This is a genomic window from Acinetobacter sp. 24-47-62, from assembly GCF_056779765.1.
In genome coordinates, this window is sequence record NZ_JBWYIN010000001.1 from 1 (window position 1) to 14679 (window position 14679).

Consider the following 14679-nt stretch of genomic DNA (forward strand, 5'->3'; position numbering starts at 1 on the left):
AAGAATCAGCAAGATATACTGATGAAACACGTGATGCACTTCAACAAGAAATTAATGAAGCTTTACAACTCGTTGCTGATGGTCGTGATCCATCAAAAAATGTAACTAAAGGTGAAGTTCTAACCGCAATTGAAGAGCTTAATGCTGCAGAACAAGCTTTAGAAATTAATGGGTTACCGCAAGAAATAGTACTTCCAGCGGATAACTCAGTTAATTTCATTCCTGAAGTAATTAACCCGACTACTAAATTACCTTCAGCAGAACAACAACTTGAAGATAAAACTGCATTTGCGGTAGCAAGTGTTGGCTTGGGTGCAGTGCTCGAAGCTAATGTTTTAACAGAAGTTCTTCAAAATTCATTAACAGTTGATGTTGCTGATGGGACAGTTCGCAACTTAACATTGAAATCACAATCAGGTGGAGTTTCGATCGTCTCGATGTACGATCTTAAAATTTATCAATTTGATGAAGAAACTGGTCAATACAAAGAGTACATGACTGAGAAACAATGGTTGAAAGCTTATTTACTGGCTGGTGTTTCTGAAGAATTGAACGTGAGCCTTCCTGAAGGTAAATACATTGTATTCTTAACACCTTCTGTTGGGGTAACAGTATTAAGTGGTTATACATTGAAGGTATTGAATGACATTATTCTGGATTATAATGAAGTTGTGTCAGTCGATGGCGAAGCAACTGGTAATGTAATCACAGATGCAGATGCTGTTGATGGTCAGGATGTACTGCCAACTGGTACGATTGTAGAGTCAGTTATGGCTGGTTCTAATGCAGCAATTACGTTGAATAGTAATTCTGAAACCGCGATCGAAGGTAAATTTGGTACGTTATTTATTAATCAAGACGGAAGCTATCGTTACGAGATTAATGAAGACTTTAAAGGCCCATTCGGGCAAGTAGATGAGTTTACCTATTACGTTAAAACAGAACTAGGTAATACAGCTTCTGCGAAGCTTAATATATCGATTGATAATAAAGTTGTTGAGGTAAAACAATCAGAAATCAACGACACTGTTATCATCAATCCACTTCCTGAGATTAAAGATATCACTGGTGAAGTACCTAAATTAACAAATGTTAAAGTGTTAGATGTAAGTTTGTTAGATCCAGTTATTAAAGCCGGTGCAGTTGATTTATCTTCATTCATGAATTTCACAGTGAATGAAAATAATGTTCGTGAAATGACTTTCCAGGGCGATGGCGGTGGTGTAAGTTTAACTTCATACTCTTTATTTGTTTACAAATTCAATGCTGATACCAATGAATATGTCCAAGTTCACAGCATCAATAACTGGTACACAGTAATTTTAGGTGGTAAATCTAAGGAAGTTACTCTTAAATTTACAGAGGGTGATTATTATGCAGTGACTGTTCCAACAGGACTTAATGTGCTTGGTGGATCTGGTCTATATGTTAATAAAGACACACTTTATGATTATTCGACTGTTAAAACAGACAATGATTTTGTCGGTCAAACTTCAGGTCAGATTGAATTATCTAATGGTTCAGAAATCATTATTGCTGGTAATACTCAGCTTGTTGAAGAATCAGAACTTCAAGGTGTGTATGGTAAATTAATTCTCAATAAGGATGGAACTTACCAATACTTCGTAAATAAACCTAGTGAAGGCACAAGCTTACCATATGGTGAAATCGAGACATTTACTTATGTCATTAAAGATCAGAATGGAAATAGTTCACTAGAAACGTTAACGATTAAAATTGATTTAGCTGTTGCGCAAGATGATTTTGAAGAATCTGAAATTGTAATGCAAAATAAATCAGAAACTATTGTAAATGATACAATTTTAGATATTGGTCTGGCTCAACGTACTATCGATGCTAAATTTGCAATAGCTGAAAACTCAGTCAGTACAGTTGCAATTTCTTTTGAAAGTACTCTATCTTTAACTTCATCACGCAGTATTAGTTACACAGTGAAAAATGCAGCTGGCACTGTAGTTAAGACTGGTGAGTTAAATGCTGTTACTGGAAAAGTATTACAGTTAAATGATCTTCCGGCTGGCGTATATACTGTACAAGCTAGTCTTGTTAATCCTGGACTTGCTTATTTCAAAGACTCTACAATTACGTTTAATACAACGTACTTGAATGAATTTACTCCAGTTGCTTTAGAACCAGTTATTGGAAACGTTTCTAATAATGATGACGGTTTAAATTCTATTAGTTCTTATACTATTAATGGATTAACGACGTCGACTTATAGTGGTAATCCTAGTGTAACTGTCGAAGGTAAATTTGGTACTCTTGTTTTCAATAATGATGGTAGCTATACGTATACACCATCAGGAAAAGGATTTGGTAAAGAAGAATTTAGCTATACTGTTTCGACAGTTGGTGGAACGACTTCAACAGCTACTTTAAGCTTTGATGTAAACAAATCATTTACAAGTTCGAAATTTAATGACGCATTCACTGGAAGTGATATCGCGGATAAATTAATCTTCAACTTACTTGATGAAGCCGATGCAACGGGTGGAAATGGTTTTGATACGTGGTCAGATTTCGAAGCAGGTGTCGATGTAATTGATGTATCTCAACTATTTGTTGATGCTAATACTTCAACTACATTCTCAACAGATTCGACTGATCAAGTTGCGGATATCTTAAGTAAATACATCACTGTTAAAGATTCTGTAATTTCAATCGATCGCGATGGTGAAGGTACACAATTTGAAGCTACTCAATTGTTGAATATTGGTCCTCAAAATGCAGATCTGACGTTGGAGCAGTTACTTCAAAACGGTCAAATCATTTATTAATTCTTTAAAAACGCATACTACGGTATGCGTTTTACAAAAAAAAGGCGAAACATTGTTTCGCCTTTTTTATACCAATTTAATCTTTTAATTCAGGAGGAAATCCATCATCAGTTAAAACTTCAGCGATTTTTTCAAAGTCATATGTTGTTTGAATATCCGCAATTTTGTTGGCAACATCTACCTTCACGCTAGCATTCGGATCAAGTGACATTACTGAAGCAGTGACACCTTTAGCACAACCAGAACAACTAATATTTTCAATATATAATTTCATAAAAATCTTACCTTAGTTAATACCAATCATCGTTATGATCTAATTAATATACTCAATTTGATTCAGAATACTGCAGTTTGAAGTCGAATCATTTGAGCACATCTGACTCGCAGCCTTTAATTTTAAAATCATTGATTGCATTGAATGAATTTGTTCTGTCAAAAAGTGGATATGTTGATCTGTAATTTTTTTCACATCAGCACTTTTTCTGTCAGGATTTTTCCAAAGCTCAACTAAACTTTTGATTTGATCGATCGAAAAACCAAGATCTTTAGCATGTTTAATAAAACTTAAAGTCGAAAGGTCTTGCTCTGTGTAAACACGATAACCGCTAGTGTTTCTGGTCGGAACAGAAATGAGATCGATTTTCTCGTAATATCGAATCATTTTAGCAGTTAAGCCTGAACGTCGTGCTAATTCGCCAATATTCATAATCTTTCCTTTATTATAAGCTGCTAATTTAATTTCAATGTTTTGAGTCTTAAAGCATTCGCTAATACAAATATCGAAGAAAGTGCCATTGCGATTGCGGCTAAAACAGGTGAGAGCAGGATACCAGTCAAGGGATAAAGTACGCCTGCAGCAATCGGAATCAGACAAATATTGTATAGAAAAGCCCAGAACAGATTTTGATGAATATTTCTAATGGTCATTTCGCTTAATTTGATGGCTTTAGATAAGTTATTCAAATTTGATGACATTAAAATAAGGTCAGCCGTTTCAATGGCGACATCTGTACCTGAACCTATCGCAATACCGACTTGAGCTTGCGCAAGTGCTGGAGCATCATTAATCCCATCACCAACAAAAGCAACATTTCCATATCGGGTTTGAAGGGTCTCAACAATGTTTAACTTTTGATGTGGTTTGACCTGTGCATAAACTGCATTGATATTAAGTTGATTCGCCACATATTGCGCTGCATTTTGATGATCGCCAGTAATCAAAGCAATGTGCTTGTCGTTCTTTTTAAGTTGAGTCATAACCTCGTAGGTTTCAGGTCTTAATTGATCCGTGATTAAAATAATTGATGCAAGCTCACCATCGATCGAGACCGCGATGGGTGTTTGAGCTTCATCTAGTAATCTTTGATGGTGGGAGAGTGCATGAGAGATCTTAGCGTTTTCTCGAGTAATAAATTCTACAGATCCAATTTTAATATCCTGATCATCCAATTGTGCTTGAATGCCGAATCCTGAAATACTCTTAAATTCTGAAATTTCGATCATCTTTACATGATGATCGGATGCATATTGAACAATCGCTTTAGCAATTGGGTGCTCGGAATGATATTCAACGGATGCAACAGTTTGTAGAACCTGTTGATGTGTAAATGGTGCGAAAATCTCGATATGACTAATCGCAGGTTGCCCTATTGTTAATGTTCCAGTTTTATCAAATGCAAATGTTGAAATTTCTCGAAGTTTTTGAAGTGAAGTCGCATTTTTAAATAAAATTCCGTGTTCAGCAGCACGTCCCGTCGCAACCATTATCGACATCGGGGTTGCAAGTCCCATCGCACAAGGGCATGCAATAATCAAAACAGAAACGGCATTAATCAACGCATAGCTGAGATTAGGTTCAGGTCCAATCACTAGCCACGCGATGAAAGTAATCATCGAAATCAAGAGGATAACTGGAACAAACCATAAGGTGACTTTATCGACTAAAGATTGTATGGGGAGCTTTTGTGTCTGAGCATTTTCAACCAACTGAATAATTGAAGATAAAATGCTACTTTCAGAAGAATGTTTGGTTTCAATGACAAGAAATCCATTTTGATTGAGGGTTCCACCAACGACTTCTGAACCCATCAATTTGTGGATTGGAAAAGATTCACCACTGATCATTGATTCATCCACAAAACCCTCACCTGAAATAACCACGCCATCTACAGGAATTTTTTCACCAGGCCGAACTTCAACCTGCATACCGATTGTAATTTTATCAATCGAGATATCTTCAGTCTGGAGGTCAGATACTCTAACTCGCGCTGTTTTAGGTTGTAAGCCAATCAGATGTTGAATTGCTGCAGAAGTTCGACCTTTAGCTCGTGCTTCTAGATATTTGCCTAACAAAATAAATGTAATAATGAGTGTTGCAGGTTCGTAATAGACATGTACTGACTGTTGTGGCAATAAACTTGGAAAGAACGTAGCAACAATAGAATATAAATAGGCAGCTCCTGATCCTAAACTCACCAAAGAATTCATGTCAGGATGTAAATTTATCAGTGACTTGATACCTTGTGTGAAAAAATGCCGTCCAGGTATAAAAATAACTAAAGTCGCAAGAATAAATTGGAATAACCAACTCTGATTTTGACTGATGTAAGTACCTATAAAATGATGAAATGAAGGCAAGAGGTGCGACCCCATTTCAATGATAAATATAGGTAAACTGAGTACAAGTGCGATAATAAAATGCTTGAGAATTTTTTTTGATTCAAGTTCGCGATTTGGAAGTGCTGTGATCGTTTGCTGTTCAAGTACAGCTTCAAACCCTGATCTTTCAATACGCTCAATAACTTGATCAACAGGAACTTGATAAAGTAGATCAATGCTTGCTATCTCAGTTGCCAAACTTACTTGTGCTGCTAATACACCTGGTATTTTTAGTAAAGAACGTTCAACTCGGCTCACACATGCAGCACAAGTCATGCCTAAAATTTTTAATTTTATTGTTGCCCATTTTTTAGTGTTAAAACCTGTTTTATTTACGGCTTGAATGATTTGTTGATCTTGTACATCTGTTGTTAACTCAATTTGTGCTATTTCAGTGGCGAGGTTTACGCTGGCATCTTGAATACCTTCGACTTTTTTTAATGAGTTTTCAACTCGGGTTACACAAGCAGCACAGGTCATTCCTTCAATTTTGATTTGAATAGATTTAGTTGAAGTAGATGACATACTTAACTCCATATGCTGATTGAAATAAGGTCATGATCATTCTAAACCTTCCCATTGTGGTAAGGTCAATAAGATTTGTTTCTTGTTTCATCATTACTGATTGGAATCCAAATTAGGCGTACGTTCTTTCCTCACTTAAATTAAAAACAATATTCCAAAAATCCATTTAAATTGAATAAATTTTCTTAAATAAAAAATCATCAAAACAAATCAGAATAAAAAATAACCAACAAAAAGAATTATCGATATGATCTAAAGCATTCAATTTAATTGATTAACAATCTTCAAAATTTCAGATATTTATAAAAAATGGGTAATGATATGAATGATAAATTAAGTTTTGGTTTATTCGCGATTTTATTGAGTACCATGGCATTAAGTTCTAATGCGCACAGCGCAGATTATAAATGGAAGATAAGAGGTGCGATTAGCAATATTGATCCCACATCTTCTCCAGGTAGTATTTTTAATCAAACAGCACCCGTCACAATAGATGATGCTTGGGGAGTCACTGGCACGATCTCTTATTTTTATACACCAAATATTGCATTTGATGTATTAGTCGGTTTGCCACCACAGCATAAAATTAATGTTGCTGGTAATGAAGTCGCAAAAACAAAACATTTACCTCCAATTTTTAGTGTGCAATATCACTTCTTACCCAATGAAAAGTTACAACCTTATGTGGGTCTGGGCTTAAATTACACCTATTTTTTTAATGACCGATTATATAGTGGTGATAAGTTCGATCTCTCAGATTCTTTTGGTTGGGCTGGTCAAATAGGCGTAGATTACCAATTTAACCCTCAATGGAGTGTTGGTGCTGATATCCGATATGCGGATATCAAAACTGATGTAAAAGTAAATGGAGAAAAGGTAGGAAGTGTGGACGTAGATCCAACGGTGTATAGTTTAAATATCGGATATAGATTCTAAATATTAGGGTTTAAAAAAAGGAGTCAATGATAAGACTCCTTTTTTATAAATATCAACAACAACCTTCAATTAGCCATTGATGATCCCAGTAACACCAGTCACGATCATATCAATGGCAATCGTACCGATAAGCAATGCAGCAACACGACCCACGATATCTACATATAAGTCGATATAATTAGAATATTTATGCTGTAAATTATCATGCAAATATTTCATTAATATCAAAAGACTACAGGTTAAGAATAAGGTCATAAAGATGACTGTGATCGTCTGCCATAAACTTAATTGAATGCCAGTGATTACAGATGCAGAGATTGTTCCTGGACCGATCATAAAAGGCATGGCGATCGTACCAGCCAAATGGTTTGGTGCTCCACGCATGACCCCAATCGTATCAGCACCTTCAAATACATAACGATAACCAATCACCAAGAAAATGATTCCACCAAAAATTTGGAAAGATTCAAATCGTGCATGAAGTACATCATTAAAAAAGGCTTCACCTGTTTTAGCAAAAATGACAAAAACCACAAAGCTAATCAAACTACCTTGGATCAGGGCCATATTAAAAACTTTTGCATCTGAATTTCGAATAATCCCAAGCATATAAATGCTCATTAAAAAGGGATTAAGCAACGAAAAAAATAGAGCAAAGGCGTTTAGACTTTCTGACATGGTCATTTTCCTTGTTTAGATGAGCTACTACTAACTAAATGTCACGATCGGGAAATTGTGGACGTTTACCTGGACTGATACGGTTAATATGAAGGTACATCATATGACGTTCATATTTGTCCAAAATGTCGTTAATCACTTGTTCTTTGTTGTAACCGACCAAATCATTACCTTGCGAACCTTCAAATAAGTAACTTTCTAAACGATAGTAATAACGCTTTGTTCGTTTAGCACGGGTACTAAAGTTAGGGGTGTCATAACGAACGGGCCAAATCTCATATACGAAATTTTCTTCTTCATTCAAGTGAATAATGAGGTCCAAATGATAAAGCTCAGCATTATCTTCAAGAGGCTTAGTATTCACATCGACTTTGACACCTTTGGATAAAAGTTCCTGTGCCACGGCATCCATTGCAGGTTTACACACATCATCTAGCATTTTTAATGTTTGTTCATGGCTTGGATGAAGCATTACGCGACTGAGTCGCTTTTTCCAATTGAGAATATCCACATTGCCCACGACTGGCGCGGCATTTAAGCTAGTACTGGCTTGTCTGAAATCTTCCAATCTCAAGGATTTGTATAAACCCGCCATCACAAAGAATATGACAAAGCTAAAAGGCAGACCCATGATGATGGTTGTGTTTTGTAAGGCGGTAATACCATTTGCCATCAGCATCGCTAAGGTTAATAAACCAATGGCTATAGCCCAAAATACGCTGAGCCATCTTGGAGAGTCATGCTCGATATTGGTGAATTTTGTTGTGAAATTACCCAAAACAAGAGCGCCTGAGTCTGCAGAAGTGACGTAAAATAATAATCCTGTAATTGTTGCTATACCTGCTAAGAAGGTAAAACCAGGATATTGTGCAAGTAGGTCATAGAAACCATGCGCTGGATTTTCTAAAACGGTTGTTGCAAGTTGTGCATTACCATCAAAAATTACATTGTGAAGTGCACTATTTCCAAAGATGGATAACCAAGTCAGTGTAAATAGTAGAGGAATAATCAACGTACCAAATACAAATTCACGAATGGTACGACCACGAGAAATTCGTGCTAAAAACAGACCGACAAATGGCGACCATGCAATCCACCAAGCCCAAAAGAAAAGCGTCCAACTGTTCATCCATTCTTTAGGTTGCTCGAATGGAAAACTCATTAAACTCAATTTCGGAAATTGACTGAGGTAATCACCTAAATTTTGGATTAAGCCTGCGAGTAAGAATTCTGTATTACCAATCAAAAGAATAAAGAGGAGTAACCCAATCGAGACATAGATATTGATTTCAGAAAGAACGCGAATCCCTTTATTCACACCTGCCGTTACTGAGATGACAGTAATAACCACCGCGATCCCGATTAGACCAGCTTGAATCCACAAATTTTCAGGTAGATCGAAGAGAACATGAAGACCATAATTGAGTTGTACGACACCAATACCACAGGTAGTCGCGATACCAAAAATCGTACCTAGGACGGCAGCTGTATCTACAGTGTGACCTATAGGGCCGTTAATTTTTTTTCCAAAAATAGGGTAGAGAGCTGAACGGATCGTAAGGGGAAGGTTATAACGATAACTGAAGTAACCTAAGGCTACACCAACCAATGCATACATGCTCCAACCAGTTAAACCATAATGAAACAAGGTCCATACCATGGACTGACGTGCTGCTTCAAAGGTTTGTCCTTCACCTACAGGTGGGTTCATGTAATGCGATAAAGGTTCAGCCACGGAAAAGAACATGAGATCAATACCAATACCCGCAGAAAAGAGCATTGCAGACCAACTCAATAAACTAAATTCAGGCTTAGAGTGTTTAGGTCCTAATTTAATTTCGCCGTATCGAGAGCATGCGATAAATACAATAAAGACAAAATAGAGTGTCGCAGCCAACAGGTAATACCAACTAAAGGTTCTGCTTACCCAATCGAGGGTTTGTGTAATGACGTTATTAGCAGCTTCATTAAACAAAATTGTGGTGATCGAAAACAAAAGTATCAATGATGCTGATACATAGAACACGACCTTATTCAAACTATCCTGCGTTTGATCATTTTTGTTATGCATAAATCAGTGACCATTCAATGAGTAATGAAATGATCTACAGCGCAGTTCGATTTATATCCTGATAGAAGCTTGCTTGATCCACAATTACAAACTTTTGCAAATACAAAACAAACTGAGCTGTACATCATGGAAGTAATAGCACTATAATTTTTATTGATTGAACGTTCAATTAAAAAAACGTTTACTAATGTTACAGCGTTCTTATTGATAAACGCTGATTATAATCTCCTGTAGGTTTAGGTCATCTTATGCCAAAAGTTGGTATGCAACCCATTCGTCGTCAACAATTGATTGATGCTACTCTCTCCACTGTAAATGAGCTCGGTTTTGCTGATGCATCCATTCAACAGATTGCGCAAAGAGCAGGTGTCTCCACGGGTATTATTAGTCATTATTTTGGTGGCAAGAATGGATTGATTGAGGCAACCATGCGCTATTTACTACAGCAACTTGGAGAAAGTGTAAGGGATCTAAAATCAGAGGTTGGACATTCTCCAGAAGATCGTTTAATGGCGATTGTTAAAGCGAATTTTGCAACTCCTCAGACCAATCAAGCCGCGATGAAAGTATGGCTCGCGTTTTGGGCTATTAGTTTGCATCAACCCGATCTACACCGATTACAGCAAGTGAATCACTGTCGGCTACATTCAAATTTAAAACATGAGTTTTTAAAACGTTTAAGCCCCCTAAAAGCTGAGCAAGCAGCTCAAGGGTTGGCTGCATTAATTGATGGGTTCTGGTTAAGGGGCGCATTAACAAGAAGTGAGATTGATACTGATCTTTCTATCCGTCTTTGCCATGCCTTTATCCAGCAGCAACTTACACAATAATTTTTAATATTTACTATATCTGAGGCTAATCGTATGAATAAATTCCCATTACAACGTCCTTATATTCATGGACAATTCGTCGATGCTCAATCAGGTCAAACTTTTGATTCGATTAATCCAGCCACGGGGCAAGTTCTCGCGACCATTCAAGCATGTTCTCAACAGGATGTGGATCAAGCCATTCTATCTGCCAAACAAGGACAGAAAGTTTGGGCTGAAATGACTTATATGCAGCGTTCAAGAATTTTAAATAAAGCTGTAGCTATTTTACGTGAAAGAAATGATGAACTTGCCACCATTGAGTCCTTAGATAGTGGTAAAGCCTATAGTGAAACATCGACTGTAGATATTGTGACAGGGGCTGATGTACTCGAATACTACGCTGGAATTTTACCTGTACTCGAGGGTCAACAGATTCCTTTAAGAACAGATTCATTTGTCTATACACGCCGTGAACCTTTGGGAATTGTAGCTGGTATAGGAGCATGGAATTATCCAATTCAAATTGCCTTATGGAAGTCAGCACCTGCTTTGGCGGCGGGGAATGCAATGATTTTCAAAGCCAGCGAGATTACCCCCTTAACAGCCTTTAAATTGGCAGAAATTTATACCGAAGCTGGAGTGCCAGATGGGGTATTCAATGTTGTAACAGGGGGCGGTGATATTGGTGCCTATTTAAGCCAGCATGTAGATATTGCGAAAATTTCATTTACTGGTGGTGTGAGCACTGGAAAAAAAGTGATGGCTCAAGCTGCTGAATCGAGTCTTAAAGAAGTCACGATGGAGTTGGGTGGGAAGTCACCATTAATTATTTGTGAAGATGCTGATTTAGACTTAGCTGCAGATATTGCAATGATGGCAAATTTTTATAGTTCTGGACAGGTTTGTACGAATGGGACACGAGTATTTATTCCAGAATCATTACAGCCAAAATTTGAAGAAAAGCTATTAGAACGTATTCCTTATATCCGCTTAGGTAATCCGCTCGATCCAGAAACAAATTTTGGACCAGTATCTAGCTTTGCGCATATGAATAAAATTTTGGCATTCATCGATTATGCTAAAAGGGAGGGAGCACGTTTAGTGTGTGGTGGTTCTAGAGCAACAGGTGATCATTTAAAAAATGGTGCTTTTGTACTGCCTACAATCTTCAGTGATTGTCGAGATGAGATGACCATTGTTCAAGAGGAAATCTTCGGTCCTGTGATGAGTATTTTGACATATACATCAGAAGAAGAAGTGATTCGTCGCGCTAATAATACTTCTTATGGATTGGCTGCTGGCGTGGTTACCCCTGATATTGTCAAAGCACATCGAATCATCCACCAAATTGAAGCAGGTATATGTTGGATCAATACGTGGGGTGAATCGCCAGCTGAAATGCCAGTCGGTGGCTATAAGCATTCTGGTGTAGGAAGAGAGAATGGTTTAACGACTTTACAACACTACACGCAAATCAAATCGGTACAAGTGGAATTAAGTCCATTTCAATCTGTATTTAAAGCCTAAGGAGAACACTATGACATATGATTACATTATCATAGGTGCAGGTTCTGCTGGGAATGTACTTGCAGCGAGACTCACCGAAGATCCAGATATTAAAGTTCTGCTCCTTGAAGCGGGTGGCCCTGACTACCGTTTAGATTTTAGAACTCAAATGCCTGCTGCTTTGGCTTATCCTTTACAAGGTAGACGTTATAATTGGGCATATTTGACTGATCCAGAACCACATATGAATAACCGCCGTATGGAATGTGGACGTGGTAAAGGTTTAGGTGGTTCATCATTAATTAACGGTATGTGTTATATCCGTGGGAATGCCATGGATTTAGAGCAATGGTCTCAAATGAAAGGACTCAGTCATTGGCGCTATGCTGAATGTTTACCTTACTATAAAAAAGCAGAGTCTAGAGATATTGGTGCAAATGAATATCACGGTGATCAAGGCCCAGTTAGTGTTGCTACGCCAAAGTCAGACAATAATGAGTTATTTCATGCAATGGTTGAAGCGGGTGTGCAAGCTGGATATCCACGTACGGATGATTTAAATGGATACCAACAAGAAGGCTTTGGTCCAATGGATCGTACGGTGACACCTCAAGGCAGACGTTCCAGTACCGCTCGTGGCTATTTAGATATGGCTAAAGGTCGTCAGAATTTAACGATTATTACGCATGCCACAACCAATCGAATCTTATTTGAAAAAAAACAAGCTATCGGTGTTGAATACATTCTTGGTCAAGATGTAACTAATTTACACAAGGTCTATGCTGAGCGAGAAGTATTGCTGTGCGCAGGTGCTATTGCATCGCCTCAAATTTTACAGCGCTCTGGGGTAGGAGCTAAGTCATTATTAGAGTCACTGGATGTAAAGGTTGTGCAAGATTTACCGGGAGTGGGTGAAAATCTGCAAGATCATTTAGAAATGTATCTTCAATACCAATGTAAGAAGCCCGTCAGTCTTTACCCTGCATTAAAATGGTATAACCAACCTAAAATTGGCGCTGAATGGCTGTTTTTGGGTAAAGGAATTGGTGCAAGCAATCAGTTTGAAGCAGGTGGATTCATTCGCTCTAGTGATGAGTTTGAGTGGCCGAATCTCCAGTATCACTTTTTACCAATTGCAATTAACTACAATGGTACCAATGCAATCAATGAACATGGTTTTCAAGCACATGTTGGATCTATGCGATCGCCGTCAAGAGGAAGAATTCGCTTAACCTCGAAAAATCCTTTTGATCATCCGAGCATTTTATTTAACTACATGAGCACTGAACAAGATTGGCGCGAATTCCGTGATGCAGTGAGAATTACACGAGAAATTATGCATCAGCCTGCATTAGATCAGTATCGAGGTAGAGAAATTAGTCCAGGTTCAGCATTAAAAACAGATCAGCAAATTGATGAATTTGTAAAAAATCATGCAGAAACAGCGTATCATCCTTCGTGTAGCTGTAAAATGGGTGAAGATGATTTAGCTGTTGTAGATGGTTACGGTCGTGTCCATGAAATAGATGGGTTGCGAGTGGTTGATGCTTCTATCATGCCGCTGATTATTACTGGTAATCTCAATGCAACGACGATCATGATGGCCGAGAAGATTGCTGATCACATTCGTAATCGACCTGCTTTAACCCCTTCAGATGCACCATTTTATCGTGCAGAAACTTCACCCTTATTTTCTTAATTATAAATTTTATGATGATTAAAACGACTCAAGCAGTGCTGTTGAGCACTGCTAGCTTTATTATTTTACCCAGTTATGCAAATTCTACGAATCAAGAAACAAATTCACCAATTCAATTTGATGGATATGTCACATTAACCTCCAAATACATTTCACGTGGTTTAACAAATTCACCAGAAAATGATGACCTCGCAATTCAAACAGGTCTAAACCTCAGTTATAACAACTTCTATGTCGGGTATTGGGGTTCTACACTAGGCTACTCTTATGCTGAACTTCAAGGTGATAAGCGCCGTAAAACTGATAAATTAGAGCATGACTTTATTGTCGGCTACAGTTTTGATACTGGTAGGACAAATTGGAATATTTGGAATGCCACTTATTTCTATCCGAACGCGTCAAATACAACTTCCAATGAAATGGGGGTAACTGCCACACACCAATTCAATGATAAAAACTCTTTATCAACCAGTTTATCTGCATATACATATGATGTCGTGTATGCAAACCAAGGGGATACTTATCTAAACGTAATATATACCCACCAACTCAATGATAAATTATCTGCTACAGCAAGTGCTGCAGCGAGCTATTTTAATGATAATGGGAAATATGAAGGTCTAGAGCTCGGTGATACAAAACGAGAATTTGCTTATCGCTTCTCATCTATCGGGCTAGATTATGCCTTGACACCAGAACTCGGATTGAGTGGACAATATATTTTTGGTGGTAAGAACCGCTATAACGAAAATCAGAAAAATTTAGGTGTAGTGGCTTTCACCTATAGTTTCTAATTTAAGAAAATCTTCAAATGCTTAGGATTAAATTTTGAATATCAAAATAGCCTAAGCAAAAGTGTAATTTTTAAATTACACTCATCAATAAATAAAATATCGACATATCAAAGATTATTAGTAAAAAATTTATCAACTTAGTGTTTATTTAATGAGTGATAGAAGTAAAGCATTGACCAAAAATAGGTCATGAATATGACGA

General features: G+C 37.4%; 11 protein-coding genes. 6 read left to right on the top strand and 5 right to left on the bottom strand.

Features of this window, described 5'->3' with window-relative positions; genetic code table 11:
• A partial coding sequence (locus AC1M87_RS00005; protein ID WP_481592573.1) for a BapA/Bap/LapF family large adhesin occupies nt 1–2798 on the top strand: 2798 nt, incomplete at its 5' end.
• Between the two features lie 76 nt (nt 2799–2874).
• On the opposite strand, the gene AC1M87_RS00010 is transcribed toward AC1M87_RS00005, so the two are convergent.
• Genes AC1M87_RS00010 through AC1M87_RS00020 form a run of 3 tightly spaced genes read right to left on the bottom strand, consistent with a single transcriptional unit; the run spans nt 2875 to nt 5993 of the window.
• On the bottom strand, nt 2875–3072 hold the full coding sequence (locus AC1M87_RS00010) for a heavy-metal-associated domain-containing protein (RefSeq protein ID WP_481592574.1): 198 nt from the start codon (nt 3070–3072) through the stop codon (nt 2875–2877).
• Nucleotides 3073–3111: 39 nt separating this feature from the next.
• On the bottom strand, nt 3112–3504 hold the full coding sequence (locus AC1M87_RS00015) for a MerR family transcriptional regulator (protein ID WP_481592575.1): 393 nt from the start codon (nt 3502–3504) through the stop codon (nt 3112–3114).
• Nucleotides 3505–3527: 23 nt separating this feature from the next.
• The gene (locus AC1M87_RS00020) at nt 3528–5993 is read right to left on the bottom strand and encodes a heavy metal translocating P-type ATPase (protein WP_481592576.1); all 2466 of its coding nucleotides are present in this window, start codon (nt 5991–5993) and stop codon (nt 3528–3530) included.
• 309 nt (nt 5994–6302) lie between these two features.
• Between AC1M87_RS00020 and AC1M87_RS00025 the strand changes: the two genes are divergently transcribed.
• A complete protein-coding gene (locus AC1M87_RS00025; RefSeq protein ID WP_481588106.1) occupies nt 6303–6917 on the top strand; it encodes an OmpW/AlkL family protein in 615 nt (204 codons plus the stop codon).
• A 69-nt stretch (nt 6918–6986) separates the two neighbouring features.
• Here the strand turns inward: AC1M87_RS00025 and AC1M87_RS00030 are convergent, their stop codons facing one another.
• Nucleotides 6987–7595 carry a MarC family protein gene (locus AC1M87_RS00030; protein ID WP_035268656.1) on the bottom strand — a complete coding sequence of 203 codons (609 nt, stop codon included), beginning with the start codon at nt 7593–7595 and terminating at the stop codon, nt 6987–6989.
• A gap of 34 nt (nt 7596–7629) precedes the next feature.
• Nucleotides 7630–9666 carry a choline transporter gene (locus AC1M87_RS00035; protein ID WP_035268654.1) on the bottom strand — a complete coding sequence of 679 codons (2037 nt, stop codon included), beginning with the start codon at nt 9664–9666 and terminating at the stop codon, nt 7630–7632.
• A gap of 248 nt (nt 9667–9914) precedes the next feature.
• On the opposite strand from AC1M87_RS00035, the gene betI reads away from it, so the two are divergent.
• The 4 genes from betI to AC1M87_RS00055 are packed head-to-tail and all read left to right on the top strand — an operon-like array spanning nt 9915 to nt 14477.
• On the top strand, nt 9915–10496 hold the full coding sequence (gene betI / locus AC1M87_RS00040; RefSeq protein ID WP_035268653.1) for a transcriptional regulator BetI: 582 nt from the start codon (nt 9915–9917) through the stop codon (nt 10494–10496).
• A gap of 33 nt (nt 10497–10529) precedes the next feature.
• The gene (gene betB / locus AC1M87_RS00045; RefSeq protein WP_481592577.1) at nt 10530–12005 is read left to right on the top strand and encodes a betaine-aldehyde dehydrogenase; all 1476 of its coding nucleotides are present in this window, start codon (nt 10530–10532) and stop codon (nt 12003–12005) included.
• Nucleotides 12006–12015: 10 nt separating this feature from the next.
• Entirely contained in the window at nt 12016–13683 is a 1668-nt protein-coding gene (betA, locus tag AC1M87_RS00050; protein WP_481592578.1) for a choline dehydrogenase, read from the top strand.
• Between the two features lie 14 nt (nt 13684–13697).
• Nucleotides 13698–14477, top strand: coding sequence for a TorF family putative porin (locus AC1M87_RS00055; protein ID WP_481592751.1), 780 nt, complete (start codon nt 13698–13700; stop codon nt 14475–14477).
• Nucleotides 14478–14679: the final 202 nt, after the last annotated feature.